The following is a 15,777-nucleotide window of genomic DNA, read 5'->3' as shown; positions in this document are numbered from 1 at the left end:
CTCTTCACGAGCCCCGTCGTAACTGTATGTGTACGGCTGCGCGAGCACCGCCACTGAGTACGGATGCCCATCCTGGGTAGCGATGAATCCGGCCTTCCATTTCGCGACACCGCCGAGGCGGTGGTCGATGCGGCCGTCCGGACCACCGATAAGAAGGTGATTGACGAGTTGCCGACTCCCTCGTCCACAAACGCGGTGGACTGTGAGGTCGGTGACGTCCTCGAGAGGCGGTGGCGTGACACGCTCGGGTTCCCAATGGGAGACCCTCCAGTCCGGTTTTTCACCAGGTTCGACGTCCAGTCGTGGGAAATCCGGCATTCCCGCTGGCGGGTATGTACGCCACTCGGGATCACTCGAATGGAGCACTTCGACCAACGACTCATCGGCAGGGAGCCGTTCCTGGAAGTTAACGGCCAATGAACATCCTTCACGAGTGAGCTCAACGTTAGTGATGACGCGACGTCGGTAAACAGCCTTCACCTCGGGAATAGGGAACCGATTTCGAGAGTCGATGACGGTTCGCTCGAAGATGTGGTCGCCGGTGCGGATCGTCGATAAGAGCTCGGTTGGTTTGTTGCTGGTCAGGGAGGAATGGTCAAGTGGTGCTGGTTCCGAACCGTCGCGAACGGGGAAAGCAAGTGCTGACATACTGGTGAGTCAACAGAGTGATGGCGGTTACTCGGTCTCCGGAGCGATGTGGTGGAGGGAGTGACCGTCTGGAGTAAACCACTCACAGTCGAAGGAGACTGATCGGAGGATATCCCCACAGCCGAATTCGAGGACTGCTTCAACCGTCGTGTCGTCGACGATCGTGACGCGGTATAGTTCGCCGTCGTAGGAATTCCAGTATCGCTCGCCGACTGCAACGTCGGTCCGTCCAGTCGTCGCAAACGCTGTTGATTTCCCGTCAGGGAGCTCCACCCGGAAGGCTATCCGATTCGGGTCGTTAAGCGTCTCGAAGAGCTGTGATTCACTCGCCATAAAGCGCTAGAAATGGACGTCGGCGGGGACGAGCCATCCCCGGTGTGTCTGCTCATCTTCTTTTGTGGCCGCTGCGGCGTCACCGTCGACGCCGGCAGTACCCGACGAGGCGTTCTGTAGGCGATCGATGTATTCGTCGACGGCCTTCGGTGATATGAGACCGCCTCCATATTCGTTGTAGATGTACACCGAAGGTCCTCGACATTCGGCGAGCTGTCCTAGGTGGAATCGTACTCCGTCGACGTTGTTCATCACGTCCTCAACAGAAAGATCGTTGACTTTCGACTGGAATCTCGACAACGTATCTCGGAACTCCTCCGTTTGTTCCTTGAGCGCGTCATCGAGGAGTGCTTGTCCCTCCTCGCTGTCGAGTGGGAACGTTGGAGCGACCGTTGTCTCGTCGACAGTCTCAGAGCTGCCGTCATTGATGACGTTCACGACGTGCGACTTGTAACGCGAGTCCGCTTGATCGAACGTCCCGTAGTAGTCGTAGACACTGGCAGTATCGACGCCGACACCGACGAGTTTGTCAAGGGCGCTGTGAGCGTGGGCGAGGGCGTCGTCTTGAGTGGTACCGGGAACAAGTACGCGGATAAGCTGGTGCATCTATCGATAGAACCTCCACTCTTCGTTGAGGGTGAGAAATTCTTGGTGAGGGTTGTTGTACAGTGTATGGATGGTAAACTACTGTGTCCACGCTGTGAGGTTTGCTTGCCCGACGGCAGGCGGATTGGTGTCATCGCCGATTACGGCGGCAACATAGTCGCGAGCAATCGTCAGTGCGATGTCGAGTCCGCACCCGTCGTGTGGATTTCGGACGTCGACCATCTCAGTTTCGTGTGCATAGTCCCACGGGGCGAGCGCGACGGTAGCGTTTCCGCTGTCTCGCCACGCTTTGACGACAAGGTATGGATATGTTTCAGTGGTCACTTCGAGACCGACTGTGGTCGTGCTCCCCGTAGGTCGCTGACCTTCGTGAGTACCTTCTCGATGGTAATAGACGATTACCTCTCTGCTCTCGATGTAGTAGTGCGTGAGTTCATAACCGGGTAGAGGGTCGAACTCAGCCTCGTTGACAGCAGGGTGTTTCCAAGCGCCGGGAGAGATAGCTTCCATCCAATCAACGGTTTTGTCGATAGCTCGGACAACACTACCCGAACGGTCGTCCTCTACGGCGTCGACGGTCGCGACCGGAGCACGGTTGTGGAAGTCTTGTACGCGGTCGTCGATGGCTTTGACAGCTACCTTGTCGAAGTGGTCGAAGACGGCGACTGATCGAGGGGCATCGGGAGCTGTCCAGACGTGAAAGAATCCAGTACCTATTCGATGTCCAGTATCAGACCGCACTCACCCTCGAACCTAGGAGCTTCATTGTACTCAATCAGTTTCTTTTCTAACTCCCCGAGTTCCATTTCGATGTCGTCAAGCAGTTCAGCAGCGTCGACTGCATCAGAGTATCCTGGTACCGACTCAATATCGTCAATATGCATCTGCGGAGCTCTGGCGTACATACGGAACATGTACGGTTCCCATCCGTCTTTAGCTAAGAGCAGAATCACGTGACAGCGACGGCTTATCGAGGCTTCTTTTCGAGAGGAATGAGGAGGCAACCGCTGTGCACACAGAAGCCTCCTCATCGAGAATCATGCGTCGGCTCACTACACTGTTTCCCTCCGAGTTCCTCGAAGAGCACGCCGAGGAACTCGGCGTGGTCGAGCGAGAGGGCAAGCTACAGGTTCCAGTCCTCGTGTGGGCGCTCGTGTTCGGCTTCGCCGCAGGCGAGAGCCGAACACTCGCTGGCTTCAGACGTAGCTACAACTCGACGGCTGATGAAACGATCTCACCTGGCGGTTTCTATCAGCGGTTGACGCCGATACTCGCGGAGTATCTCCGCGACCTCGTCGAGGCCGTGCTCGACGAGGTCGCTGTTCCCGGGGCTGTTGACGCTGATATCGACCGGTTCAGGGATGTGATGATCGCTGATGGAACCGTGTTGCGGTTGCATGAGTTTCTCTCTGAGGAGTTCAAAGCCCATCACGAGGAGCAGGCTGGAGCGAAGCTCCACCTGCTCCACAACGCCACCGACGAGACGATTGAGCGGTTCGACGTGACCGACGAGAAAACGCACGACAGCACCTTGTTCAAGACGGGTTCATGGCTGCAAGGACGGTTTGTTTTGCTCGATCTGGCGTACTTCAAGTATCGCCGCTTCGCGTTGATCGACGAGAACGACGGTTATTTCGTGAGTCGGCTGAAGCAGAACGCGAATCCGGTGATAACGAAGGAGTTGCGGGCCTGGCGCGGGCGCGCCAGGCCCTTGGTGGGCGAACAGATCCACGATGTCGTTGACGATCTGCACCGACAGTACATCGACGTAGAGGTCGAAGCGGAGTTCAAGCGAGGCCAGTACGAAGGAACGCGCTCGCTGGATACGAAGCGGTTCCGCGTCGTCGGCGTCCGCGACGAGGACGCCGACGACTACCATCTGTACATCACGAATCTACCGCGAGAGGAGTTTCTCCCGGCGGATCTCGCAACGCTGTATCGGTGTCGATGGGAGGTAGAAACCCTGTTTCGTGAGCTGAAGACGCAGTACGAACTGGATGAGTTCGACACGAGCGATCCGGATGTCGTGAAAATTCTGTTGTACGCTGCATTGCTGTCGCTGCTGGTGAGTCGTGAGCTGTTGGATCTGGTCACCGAGCAGGCCGACGATGACATCGTGTTCCCGCCGGAGCGCTGGGCGGCGACCTTCCGGTCGCACGCCCAGCTCATCCTCCACGAACTCGGCCAATATCTCGGCTACTCGCCACCGCCGCTGTTGGAGCGGCTGATCGAAGATGCACAGAAGATCCACCAGCAACGACCGATACTGCAAGAGACGCTCGCTACCGCTACGCAACCGAGGTGTGAGTCTTAGCTAAAGACGAATGGTACGGTTCCTTTCGGCTGTTCGCAAAGGACCGCTTGTAGTGATAGAGCATAATCGGTTTCCTCCGAAATTGGTCCGTATCTCCAAACAATCGGAAGTGGTCGTCTTCCTCCTCTGCGCTGGTTTCGAAGGCGTCACCGACTGCTGATTTGAGATCCTCTTTGTCCTTGCCCGTCCGCTCCATCAGTAGCACTCGCTCGAACAGCCATTTGGCGTAGTTCTCCTCAAGAACGTCGACCTGCCTCATATCAGGACACTCGTCGATACTTAGGGTATCTATGAAATCATCGCGAATATCCAGAAATTCAGAGTAGAGGTTGTCTATATGGTCTACAGAATCTTGGAGGTATGAGGCGTGATTCGTTGTGAGATCTTCGAAGTACGGATCCCCTCGGAGACTCTCCGGAACTGCGTGCATCGAATCTCTATCTACGAATAGCGGGACATCAGTCTCACGAACGGATGGGAATTCTTCTAACCACTTGTCAGTACGAATCTGGAGGGTATCGGCATGGTTCCGTTGGGTCTCCAATTCCAGTTCACGTCGGAAGAGGTCGGCGCTCCGTCTCGTGTGGTCTGCGTACCAGATCGTGATGAGAACCAGGATGATTGTGGCTCCAGCCTGGACTGCCGTTGAGGTTGCTGGGTTCTCTGGAGTCACTATCAGGAGGTAGACTATCACTGCTGTCTCGGCCAAGATCAGTACCAAGAGCGCCGTTGGGAACGGAGACTCTCTGGCTGCCTCGATTGTTCTGGAGAAAGAACTCTCCACCTGAGATCTCGCGTAGACGAGTCCCAGAAGAATTCCTATGATTCCACCGGCGACATGGGCATATCCACCATTGTTGACGTAGATGTCAACAACGTACTGTGCACCAATTACGAATGGCCCGAGGATGGCAAGGACATAGCGGACATTCTCCAATGGATCGTTCCAACCATTCGGCCGGTACAACGCCAGATACACGATGGCATAGAAGCCGACGATTCCCATAATCGCACCACTCGCCCCAGCTCCGATGTTGTCAGTCAGGTTCGTGTGGATGAGTCCTGCGAGGAGACCAGTTGAGACGTAGACACCAAGATACGTCTTCCGCGCCACATATCGCTCCAGCACCAGTCCGTACACCAGAATTCCCACGATATTCACGCCCAGGTGTCGGACTGTTCCGTGAGCAAACAGGGAGAGTATCCATGCCGGTGTGGGATCGAATCCTGGAGTAAAGAGAAACCAGAACTCGAACGTCTCTATTCCCAACTGGGCGATGGTGAGAAGTTCTAGTAGATAGGTAATGAGGAGGATCACTATGAACGAGAGAGTCAGCCTCTTATTTGAGAGGAAAGTCATCACACGACTCATAGTGCTTGAATTCAAACAGCAACAAAATAAAATGTCTCATACCCGTTGAGTCGGAATTTGACCCTCAGCTTCGACTGAGATCCGCCCCAACGTATCAGGTTAGGAAGATTCCGGTCAAACAGAACGCAACTATCGAGAGCGTCGTGAGTGCGAATGAAAGCATAATGTGCCTAGCGGTGGATCGGTTCTCTTCAGCGCTATATTGGAGCATATCTGAATAACTCCTCAATAATACTTCTTCTATATCTTCAATTTCTACATCGGGAAAGTGCTCAATAGCCGAGTGACTAACGCCGATGTGCGTCCGGATTCCAAAATAGGTGAGTTCAGCCATCAGAATTGAACCCAACCACGCTAAGACCGCGACACCTCCAGATATGTACGCCTTCGTCGGGATTGGAGTTATACCGACACTGTTTGCTAAGAACGAACCTGCTGTAAGAACCAGGCTCCCTACTAAGAGGTTAATTTTAATTACCTCAATCGAATGATCACTGAATTGATTCTGATTTTCGATTAGGTGGTCTAAGGATGAACGTGCCTCCTCACTCATTCGACCGTATTTTTCGTCAGCCATATGAGATTCAGCCACTGGGATGACAATAAATTGGCTGGGTGAAGGTGCTTAGTTCTCGATCTCACCTAGCCCAAGTTGTCAATATCTCTGTTCTCCTGAATGAACGTTACGTAGATCTCGAGCACCTCTAAAATCTCTCGAGAGGCGTTTTTACTAAAACACTGTGTATATCGCACACCTATCCTATCAGTCCTTAGAGTTGTACCAAATGAATCTCTGGATTCTTTTTACAATCCCCATTAGAACATATCGAGACCGGCCTGCACGGGGTCGGTTGGACCTGCTGTCCCAGTGGACGTACTCTCGGACGTCTCGACTTCGACACCGAGTGTCTGTCCGGGGAGACTGGGGAGGCTTTGGAGAAGCCGTTCGGAGACCTCACCGGCCGCGAACCACTCGGCGAGAAGTTCTGCTGCCGTCGTCGTGGAATCGTGGAGCCAGAATGCCGTCGGGACACCGTCGGTTTCGATGTCGAGTTCATTGACGTGCTCGGTGAACCAGCGGTCGCGGTCGCGCTTGAGCGCTTCGCGGAGGTCACGGGCTCTATCGCGAATTTCGTCGTCTGTGGGGAGGATCGGGAAGTTCGAGGGAAGCATCGCGTCCACTTCCTGGTCATTGCCGGCGATCCCGTCGAGGTACTGGCGGAAGGCGTACTGGTAGAGGCTGACGAACTTCGCGTTCGTGAATGCGGCGTGCGTGAGGGAGGCCGTCGAACAGAGTGCCGCGAGCTCGCCCCACGTTGCGACGGGTACACGCTCACCTGTTGGAGTGTCCTCAACGAGTGCGCGGCGTTCCTCGTGGATACCGTCCTCGAGGTTGGCGGCGCCGGCGGCGTGGTTACTCGCGACGACCGGGTCGGCGGTGACGCGATACTTCTGGATCTGTGTGAGGGTGGCTGTGTCAATCTGCATAGTCAGGAGGAGTAGAGTGCTTGGGTAGACTCTCGTCGAACGTGTGAAGTCCGCAGGACATCGGAACTCACGAACAGGCTGGTGACGGATCGTGTGGATGGTGGTCGGTGCTATCGAGTGAATCGCAATCGGTCGTGTCTCCTTGAGTAGCACACGACGGACAAGAAGCCGGGTCGTTGTCGTTTGGGCAGCGGAGAGGAGCACCGTCCCGTTCGAGGACGGTTTGGACCGTATCGAATTGGACGACGATGATGGTGTCTGTCGCGACGTGATAGTAGGCGTCAGCGTCGACAACGGTGTTGTCGAGGACCTCGACAGGGATCGCGTTGTGGAGAGCTTCAGTGAGCGTAATCGCGGGCGACCCGCGAATGAGCCACTGCAGCTGGGGGTGGCTCCCCGGGTCTGTGATGGAAGGCGTCATCGTGATTACCGTTGCTTCCGGGGCGTGTGAGTGGCTGCGACGGTCGGGCTGACGAACCGGCGGGCGCGCTGCGGGATGTCAACACCGACGTCGATCGGGAGAACGTACTTGGCATCGACGTCTCCTTCGTGAGCGGTGGCGAGACAGGATGCAGCCGCCAGTTCGTGTTTGCACATCACCGCCCACTTGTTCGTCTGCTTATAGGGACAGCCACAGACGACGGCGTCCGACCAGGGAAGGAACGCGTAAGTGGACCCGCTGGCGAATTCCCCGACGAGGAGCGGCGCCGGGAGAGTGATCCCGTATTCGGAGGGCAGGATGTGGTTATCGAGCTGGGCTTCCCGAATGACATCGTCTACATCGAGATCGTGTCCGTCGGCATACCCGATTGGATCGGTGTTTCCGTCGACGATGACGACTCCGTGGAAAGTGTTTGCGTGGAGGGGAAGAAGGGAGTCGGCTGTTCCTTGAATAGTGTCGAGGTTTTTCGGAATGAGCTCCGTGTACCACTTTCGGCGATCGGCACGAATCTGTTCGAGCTCACGGTAATGGGGTTCGAGCTCACCTGTGAGGAAGGCAGGAGCCTCGTCCAGGAAGTCATCGAGGCGGTCGTAGGAGGGGAAGAACCGGTGTTCGCTTTCGTAAGTATCGACAAGTGTTTTCTGGATGTACTGCCGGGCGAGCGGGGTGGGGGCGTGGGTGTCGTGAGACAAGAGCCCGCCAGCTTCGATGATGTCGAGACGAATGCGGTGCTCGATAGGCTCGATCTCCGGTGGGTCACTACCCGTGGTGTTCTCATAGTCAGGGTGCGATGCGTCGAGCGCGCCTGGGGGAAGTTCGAGGGGTGGGAGGTGCTCGTCCGTCGGGGTGATCTGGTGGGTAGACATGCGTAGTTACCTCCACCATCTGTGGGGGCGAGAAACCAACCGGAGAGTGCTCACCACGAGTTACCCCACAATAGTTATGTATGTGCCCCTCTGTGGGGTAACTAATGACGGACGACACTGAGCGACCTTCTGGACCTGACCTTCCGGCACACGTTCGAGACACGGTAGACGAATTATCGGTCGAGGAGCTGGAGGACTTGGCTGACTACGCACAGGCTCTTGCCGATTGGAAGCGGGAGCAACCACCTGCATCTCCAGATACTGCTCCCGAGGATGCTGTCGACGATGATGTCGTCGAAGACCTTGAGGAGCAGGGTGTCTCGATGGACCCCGACGACTACGATGATGTCCCCGCTACAGGGGCCTACATCACGGTGAAGGAGCCGAAACAGGGATACAGGTATTATTATTGGCAATGGCGAGACGGTGACACTTGGAAGAACGAGTATATCGCGCCTGTCAATCCGAAGGGGGACTGATTCCCGTGTCAGATGACGGTGACGTTTCCGAAGACGCCCTCGAACTCTTTGCGACCGAGGGTTGGCGATCCGCGGAGCCAAGTGTGGTGGGCGCCGCGCTGGACTTTGAGATAGGGGTGGCCGCCGTCGTTTCGGAGCATCTTGAGCTGCTTACACCATTTTCCTTTTTCGTTTGTACCGATCTCCGCGAGAAGTCCTTCTCCACCCTCCTGGTCGTCAGCCCAGTCGACGAGAACATCGAAGTTAGCGGGTGGAATGGATCAACGGGGAGCGTATTCCGGACTTCCGTAATGATGTCGCGGAGTTCGTTGGGGTAGAAGACGACGGGAGTCGGATCGGGGTGGTCGTTGACGGTTGGATCGTATGTGGAGTCAAATTCGTAGCCGATTTCAGCGGTTTGATAGCCCGTTGCGGCCCGGCCGTACTCTGAGGGCCGATCGAGGTCTGTTGGTGTCACGATTGCGAGCGACGTGGTGCCGTCGTCGTCTCCCCAGTTCGCTTCTGCTAATGCGAAACGCATAGCCCACTCGTCGTATATCCGATATTAAAAAATACCGGTAGAATAGGTGTGAGCAGAGGGATGGCTTGGGTGAGATCGAGACGGCCGTTAGTAGAGGCTAGTGAGACCGAGACTGGCGAAGAGGATAGCGTTATAGCTACCGTGAATGAGGATCGGGACGAAGAGTGAGTCGGTACGCTCGTAGGCGAAGCTGAGGATGAGTGATAGCACAAAGAGTGAGAGGAGGACGTTTCGGAGGCCGCTCAAAGAACCCTGCAGGGCGAAGAGATGTACACTCGCAAAAAAGAGGCTGGCGAGAAGTATTGCTCCGATGGCAGAGAAGTGCCTGCGGAGATACTCTTGAATGAGGCCGCGAAACAGGATTTCCTCACAGGGTCCAGTGATGAGAAGGGATACGACGATGAGTCCGCCGAACATCGAAAGGGAGGCGTGTTTGGTGGCCTCGATCGCAGCCGCGTTCTGTGCAGTTGGAGCGTTGAAAAACGCGAAGAGGGACGTGAGTACGTATTCTGTGACAATCATCACGAGAATGCCGCCGAGTATCCAGCGGGCGTCGCGATGGGTCGGATGACGGAAGCGAAGGCCTTCGGGGAGGAGGTCTGTTTTCCAGTAGAGGAGACCAGCGACAAAGATCGCGTATCCGAGTTCATTAAACGCGGAGGAGGCGAGGAAGCGTGCCGTCTCTGACTGCTGGGGAATTGGGTAGGCCTGATCGAGAACGACGATACCCACATAGCCGATGATGAGACTGGTAACGATCGCGCCGAAGATGAAGACGAGTACGAGGACGATAGAGCGGAGCGTTCGCCAGAGGTAGATGATGTCCTCCTCGAATGTACTATCTGTGGCCATCGCTGTTCGCGTCGTGTGTATCGGTTGCAGGCTCGCTGGTATTAACGGTCGGGTGATTCAAGCGGTTGTGTAATCGTTGGATGCGCTCTGTTGAGAGGAAATGTCAGGATACGTGTCGGTATAGCTTGGACCAGTCTGATCGACAATTGCGGTGAACGCGTCTCGGTTGAGGTTCCAGTCGAGAGCGCGGTCGTAGTCCGGCGTGGGCGAGCTCGTTCCGCCGACGAGCTCCTGAAACTCGACGGTCATCTTCGCTTGACTTCCTGGTGCGTCGCACCATCGAATGACTGTTCCCCCAGTGTGGTCGTTGGTGTCGACGGTGACGGTACCGAAACGGTTGTCGGGATCGTCGTGATCGAGCTTTGGGTTGCAGAACGCGGCAACTTCAGAGGCTGAGTAAAAGCCGTCGTCGCGACCACGGTTCGTCTCGACGGGGAACTTGAAATCGTCCTGCTCGGTACAGCGGAAGACTCCTGAGAGTTCATACTCGTCGACAGTTTCACTCGTGGTGTATCCCGATCCGAGCACGGGAGAGTCCACTGTGCCCGTCGAAATGAGGAGGGCTGCGGTATCCGGTTCCGGGAAGGGTCGAACGTACCGATAGATGTGTTGGCAGTCGGTGTTCGTACACTGTCGGAGTTCGACAGTCTTGCCGGCCTGCTGTTCGATACGTATCGGTTCGCCACTGCGTTCTTCACACGCTGGACAGACGCGATGGTCGCTATCGGGCGTCCAGGCGTGGAGACAGTCGAGGCGGTCTTCCTCGAGGCGGTAGACCCGGTCGAACCGCGCAAGCAAGTCACTCGGCTGCGGGGCGCACTCGTCGTCTCCGGGGAGGTCGTGTATCCATGCGATGCCGGCTATCGACGACTGCTGGTTGATGGTGCCTCCGATGAGCCGCCCTTGTGTGCCGTCTTCGGCGACGACTGAGAGCGGTCTGTGGAAGATCCCGAAGTTTCGCTTGACAACCGCGTATTCGGTGCCATCGATCCAGAGAAGGTCGCCTTCGTCTGTCGCGTAGAGGTCTTCGGCTGTCTCTACGGAAGCCGTTACTCGTTCCGTATGAGGTTGTTCGAGGACGTGTCCCTTGTAGTCGAGCTCGGTGAGCTGCGCTTGAGGAGTTCTGGTCGAGTCGGTCATAAGAGGCGCTCGCTGTCTATCGGCGACGAAGAAATCTACTTCTGGTGGTGCGACACACTTCCGCGTATATGCCTTGAGCTACTTTTTGTCCAAGCTGAGGCGTGATCTCTTTGGTTGACGTGGGGCATTTCATAGGATTTCTATTCCGTAATTGGACAGACGAAAACTGGGAGTTCTGAGCTTTTAGAGCGAGAACATCTCTATGACTAGTCCATTGGCTTGCCAAGAGAGATGGAATTGGTGAATATGATAGACAGGGGTAATATTATCATACCGGGTATGCTACCAATCGACTATTGATGTCTGGATCTTCACGTCCTGTTCTCAGTCCGGGGGATATTGGCCTCTTTATTGGGTTTGAACAGTGCCCTCGCTACCTCCAACAAAGTCTCGGCAAAATCACCGGGAATGAGGACGAATTGGGCGTGTTCCTTAGTGAAATTGGCAACCGGTTCGAGGATGATATTACCGAAAATATCAAACAAGACTCAGTCGGCCTTTACGATGGTTCTGACTGGGACGTAAGCGATAAACCAGACATAGGAAAACAGGAAGTACGTACAGAATTAGACAGTCTTGTTGACAAGGCGACTGTCCAGAACCCTGTTGTTATTGAGCAACCACCTGCCCGCGGTTACATCGACGTATGGGGAATCAAGGGACGCGGGGATATGCTGGCTCTCTGGGAATCGCCCGATAGCGGTATAATCGCGCATATCTTCGAAATCAAGGCTTCTAGTGATGTACAGCCATATCACCAGATTCAGGCGGGTATCTACGCACTAATTTTTGAAAACATCCTACAGCCGCTCGTAGAGGAGTTAGAGGTTCGAATCAGCATAGTCCATCGGGAAAGCGATTCATTAGACTTCACTGACCCAGAATCAATTCAAACTATTGCCGAACCCGAAGTCGTCAGAGAAGACGTGCGAAGGCTTCTGCGTGAGGATGGCACGATAGACTCTGTTTACAAACAGGCCGAAGTTAACTTCTCTCTGACTGGTAAGTGCAACACCTGTCTGTATAATGAGGATTGTTTCAAATATGCGCTGGACAATCTGGACTTGGCGCTACTCGGTCTCACGGAGGGTGAACAGCGAATCCTCAACAAACATGATATCGAGGATATTGAGGACCTCGCGGGTCTGAAAGAGAAAATTGAAGACCCGAAACCCTACGTCTACGACGAACTTCCTTCACGCGACGAGAATACCGTCAAGCAGCTTTTGAGTGAACCTACAATTGGCGGGAAAGTCGACCGGATGGTTCAGAGGGCACAGGCTATGTTGGGTGGGATACAAACCAGACAAGCAGCACAGAACGACTCTCAGGCACGAACTGGGCCGTTATACGCCACGCCGATTCAGGGGTCAGGTGACAGTACCCTTCCATCAACCAGCGCGTCACCAAATGCCCGAGAGAAGATGGACTACAATCCCGACGAACTCATCAGAGTGTATCTCTATGTACGGGAGGACTTCATGCGCGACTCCTTGGCTATGCTTGCTGGGCGAGTTGTCAGAAACAATTCAGCCATTGGAGCACTTTCATTTAGTTCCGTAGTAGACCGATTACCAGATAACGACCAGCGAGAAGAGGTTCTAGAGGTTGAAGGCGACTTGCTCGAGGACTTCTTCTCCAAACTATTCCCGGCCATAGAACACGTGGCTGAAGGAGATACACGGTCAGCGTTGCATGTATATTTCTTCAGCCGGATGGAGCGGGATGCTCTGGTAGATGGCATTCTCCGTCAGATGCCTCGATATGACAAGGACTCGTTCGATGCGGTTCGGGACCTCCTAGGGTATCGAAAGGCGATCGACCAACCGATGGTCAGTATAGTACAGGACGAACTTCAGGATCGATTCGCTCTCCGGTATCCCGGAAGTGGTATTCTACCGATTCTTGACCAAGCGACTTCGCAGTATTGTGACTGCGGCTGTGACGGTCTATTCAAGAAGTCAAACTGGGAGGTGACACGGTCCGGTGGGGGATTGACCTTCAACTGCTATGATGCATTCAAGTACAACCTGTTCAATTTCAAACTGCCAGTAGAAGCCGACAGCAATGGTAGACTACACAGTAAATCGGATATCCAGAATCCAGACGATTTCTACCCGCTCAAAGCACGTTTCGACAATCAAATCCCTCTGGAGTATATCTGGGCCGCAAAAGGGAAGCTAAACCTAGACTGGGCAGATTCAGGGCGTGATAGGTGGGAAATTCAGAAGTACAGATACCACGATGCTGACAAGCAAGACGAGAGAATCACACCGGAAGATGTGGGTCTCTTGGGAGAAAAAATGTCCCACGCACTTCACCATCTGGAGTCGTGTACTGCGTCCCATCAGAATCCCTTCCTCGGCAAAGAACAAATCGACCTCCCAGAACTTCCTGAGTTTAATTTGGGAGACATCGACTTGGCTCGGTCTCTCAACGACTATCTCGACCTAGAGCACTACGCTGACCGTCAAGAAAAGTATCGAGAATACGCAAAAGCACCACGTGAGCGTGTACAGAAGGGCCATGCGGCAATCGTGGAAGTGGAAGAGACTGAAATAGATGGCGACGACCTTGTTGTAACAGGACGACTTGTGTACGAACCTGATGAATTCAGTGACCCCTCAAAAGTTGCGTATACTTGCCGTTTGAAGGGGGCTGAAAACGAATCTTCGGGGTCTCATCGTGTTGCAAATCCTGTCACGTGGGACGTCTCTCAACAAGTCCATAAGGATGACAAGAAGAAGCCAGCGGATATCGAGTCGGGGCTCCCCGTTGAAGTCCAGAGCGTGAATACGGGTGACCGCAGCATCACACTCCGCTGTAGTGAATTCAACACAGATGGCAATTTCATACCAAACACGAATCCAGACACGTTTGAGTACGTTCACAGGCACGACGTGTGGGTACAAAACGAAGCAGATGCGGGCTATAGCTATGGCGTCCGCTGTGTTCACCTCAAACCCGGAGATAGGTACATTTTGGATAGACAGACCGACGACTGGACCTCAACACACGCCCACGACGTGCTAGAAGAACTGCAATCAAATCGCCCCAGTCAAAATCCGAGATACCATTATTATCACCTCTTGGACGGCCTCATTCGGGGTGATGATGTATGAGCAATGACGGAGAGCCAAACCGTGGATACCTCGACTTTGTCGAGAGTAGTTCTTCACTTGATTATCCAAACGACCGCCAAGAAAGATTCATCACTCGCCAAGAGGATGACTTTGCTATCCTTCAGGGTCCCCCGGGAACAGGAAAATCCTTGGCGCTTGCCCATGGGCTCCTGCGTGCCTCATATGACCAGATGAACGATGGAGGAAGCATTCGCGCGTTAGTTGTAGCCCCCTCACATCGAGCAGTTAACGCGATATTGAAGAAGGTTGATGATTTCAAGTATACGCTTATGGCTGAAGAGGGGTGTGACGAGCTAGACTCGCTCCGCCTGATTCGCGCTTTATCGCGTGACCGTGGCTACTCTGTCCCCACTAAAACTGATGTTGAACGGGTCAACTACAATACGGAGAAGTCGAAGGTTGAGGACCTGAAAAGGGACTTAGAGGGGCAACAACAACTGAGCAACTGGGGGGCAGGGTCAGACAGCTTCGTCATTTTTGGAACTCCGAGCGGTGGAAATCGAATAATCAAGAAAGCATTTGACGAGACGATACGACCCACCTTCGACCTATTTGCGGTTGATGAAGCCAGTATGATGACCGTCACTGACTTCTTGATGTCAGGGTCATCTACCAAAGACGGAGCAAGGACTCTAGTCGTAGGCGATCACAGACAACTATCGCCCATCCAGAAGCACGATTGGGAACGAGAAGACCGCCGAACCATTCGAGAGTTGGTTCCGTATCTTTCGGTAATGGACCTATTTCGGCTGCTGAGTGGGGAGAACCAGTTTGGCGATGATGAGCAGTTCGACGAGGTTGAGGTGCCGACTTCGGTAGAGTATCCGATAGATCGGCTGGAGATCACCTACCGATGTGATGAGGAAGTAGCTCGCATTTTGCGAAAGCTGGTGTACGAACGTGATGGGGTGAGATATCGTTCCTTCACCGAGGATGATCCTCATCTTCGAGCCTACCGGGACCCTCTTGCGGTCAACAAGACGGGAAATGAGGCGATCGACACAGTACTCAATCCAGATTGTCCAATTTCGATTGTCGTCCATCAAGACAGCGAGAGTCAGCAATCTAACGCACTTGAGGCGGGTATTGTAAATAGCCTAATCACCCCGATTGACCGTTCAAAGGAAAATATCGGGATAATCACTCCTCACAACGCCCAACGGGGTCGTCTGATTGACTCGTTGGGAAGCAAAGTTAGCGAAGGTGTGGTTGATACAGTCGATAGATTTCAGGGGAGTGAACGCGACGTGATCATCTTATCGAGTACAGTAAGCGACCCTGACTACATCCGAAGAGAAGCGGAGTTCATTCTCAGTCCGAACCGACTCAATGTCGCGTTGAGCCGAATGAAAAAGAAGCTCATCGTTATCGTGAGCGAACGACTGATTGAGTTTATCCCATCGCACTCTGACGACTACGACAATGCGCGTCTTTGGAAGATGTTGTTCTCTGAAGTGAGTAATTCCAGCGACGGGGAAGCAACACTACGAGGGGACGTGACCGACTTACTCCAGATCCCGGTAAGCCCGATGCCCCTCGATACCGGGATGGAGATCTTCACGGTCCGCTGAACT

16 protein-coding genes are annotated in these 15,777 nt (G+C 54.3%); 5 read left to right on the top strand and 11 right to left on the bottom strand.

What is annotated here, in order from left to right:
* Positions 1-63 precede the first annotated feature (63 nt).
* The gene (locus tag EDM04_RS13445; protein WP_123622954.1) at positions 64-420 is read left to right on the top strand and encodes a hypothetical protein; all 357 of its coding nucleotides are present in this window, start codon (positions 64-66) and stop codon (positions 418-420) included.
* A gap of 255 nt (positions 421-675) precedes the next feature.
* On the opposite strand, the gene EDM04_RS13440 is transcribed toward EDM04_RS13445, so the two are convergent.
* From EDM04_RS13440 to EDM04_RS13425, 4 genes are all read right to left on the bottom strand, one after another.
* Positions 676-981: a hypothetical protein gene (locus EDM04_RS13440; RefSeq protein ID WP_123622952.1), complete on the bottom strand. Its 306-nt coding sequence runs from the start codon at positions 979-981 to the stop codon at positions 676-678.
* A gap of 6 nt (positions 982-987) precedes the next feature.
* Entirely contained in the window at positions 988-1,587 is a 600-nt protein-coding gene (locus tag EDM04_RS13435) for a hypothetical protein (protein ID WP_123622949.1), read from the bottom strand.
* Between the two features lie 78 nt (positions 1,588-1,665).
* Positions 1,666-2,328 (bottom strand): hypothetical protein, encoded by a 663-nt coding sequence (locus EDM04_RS13430; RefSeq protein ID WP_123622947.1) that lies wholly within the window; start codon positions 2,326-2,328, stop codon positions 1,666-1,668.
* Entirely contained in the window at positions 2,301-2,540 is a 240-nt protein-coding gene (locus tag EDM04_RS13425) for a hypothetical protein (protein WP_123622945.1), read from the bottom strand. Before EDM04_RS13425 ends, EDM04_RS13430 begins: the two co-directional genes overlap by 28 nt.
* A gap of 86 nt (positions 2,541-2,626) precedes the next feature.
* On the opposite strand from EDM04_RS13425, the gene EDM04_RS13420 reads away from it, so the two are divergent.
* Positions 2,627-3,901, top strand: coding sequence for an IS4 family transposase (locus tag EDM04_RS13420; protein WP_123622943.1), 1,275 nt, complete (start codon positions 2,627-2,629; stop codon positions 3,899-3,901).
* Here the strand turns inward: EDM04_RS13420 and EDM04_RS13415 are convergent.
* From EDM04_RS13415 to EDM04_RS13400, 4 genes are all read right to left on the bottom strand, one after another.
* A complete protein-coding gene (locus tag EDM04_RS13415) occupies positions 3,876-5,261 on the bottom strand; it encodes a rhomboid family intramembrane serine protease (protein ID WP_164471135.1) in 1,386 nt (461 codons plus the stop codon). The genes EDM04_RS13420 and EDM04_RS13415 overlap by 26 nt on opposite strands.
* Before the next feature lie 106 nt (positions 5,262-5,367).
* Positions 5,368-5,850 carry a hypothetical protein gene (locus tag EDM04_RS13410; protein ID WP_123622939.1) on the bottom strand — a complete coding sequence of 161 codons (483 nt, stop codon included), beginning with the start codon at positions 5,848-5,850 and terminating at the stop codon, positions 5,368-5,370.
* Between the two features lie 239 nt (positions 5,851-6,089).
* Entirely contained in the window at positions 6,090-6,914 is an 825-nt protein-coding gene (locus EDM04_RS13405; protein WP_123622936.1) for a hypothetical protein, read from the bottom strand.
* Between the two features lie 273 nt (positions 6,915-7,187).
* A complete protein-coding gene (locus EDM04_RS13400; RefSeq protein ID WP_123622934.1) occupies positions 7,188-8,069 on the bottom strand; it encodes a hypothetical protein in 882 nt (293 codons plus the stop codon).
* Positions 8,070-8,173: 104 nt separating this feature from the next.
* On the opposite strand from EDM04_RS13400, the gene EDM04_RS13395 reads away from it, so the two are divergent.
* Positions 8,174-8,548: a hypothetical protein gene (locus EDM04_RS13395; RefSeq protein WP_123622932.1), complete on the top strand. Its 375-nt coding sequence runs from the start codon at positions 8,174-8,176 to the stop codon at positions 8,546-8,548.
* An 8-nt stretch (positions 8,549-8,556) separates the two neighbouring features.
* Here the strand turns inward: EDM04_RS13395 and EDM04_RS18990 are convergent, their stop codons facing one another.
* From EDM04_RS18990 to EDM04_RS13385, 3 genes are all read right to left on the bottom strand, one after another.
* Positions 8,557-8,688 carry a hypothetical protein gene (locus EDM04_RS18990; RefSeq protein WP_277424149.1) on the bottom strand — a complete coding sequence of 44 codons (132 nt, stop codon included), beginning with the start codon at positions 8,686-8,688 and terminating at the stop codon, positions 8,557-8,559.
* A gap of 467 nt (positions 8,689-9,155) precedes the next feature.
* Positions 9,156-9,920, bottom strand: a complete 765-nt coding sequence (locus tag EDM04_RS13390; RefSeq protein WP_123622929.1) for a CPBP family intramembrane glutamic endopeptidase — start codon at positions 9,918-9,920, stop codon at positions 9,156-9,158.
* 57 nt (positions 9,921-9,977) lie between these two features.
* Positions 9,978-11,060, bottom strand: coding sequence for a hypothetical protein (locus EDM04_RS13385; RefSeq protein ID WP_123622927.1), 1,083 nt, complete (start codon positions 11,058-11,060; stop codon positions 9,978-9,980).
* A gap of 299 nt (positions 11,061-11,359) precedes the next feature.
* Between EDM04_RS13385 and EDM04_RS13380 the strand changes: the two genes are divergently transcribed.
* Positions 11,360-14,182: a hypothetical protein gene (locus EDM04_RS13380; protein ID WP_123622925.1), complete on the top strand. Its 2,823-nt coding sequence runs from the start codon at positions 11,360-11,362 to the stop codon at positions 14,180-14,182.
* Positions 14,179-15,774, top strand: a complete 1,596-nt coding sequence (locus EDM04_RS13375) for an AAA domain-containing protein (RefSeq protein WP_123622923.1) — start codon at positions 14,179-14,181, stop codon at positions 15,772-15,774. Before EDM04_RS13380 ends, EDM04_RS13375 begins: the two co-directional genes overlap by 4 nt.
* Positions 15,775-15,777: the final 3 nt, after the last annotated feature.

Source organism: Halorubrum sp. CSM-61, from assembly GCF_003781945.1.
GTDB lineage: Archaea > Halobacteriota > Halobacteria > Halobacteriales > Haloferacaceae > Halorubrum.
This window is presented reverse-complemented; position numbering and strand designations above follow the sequence as displayed.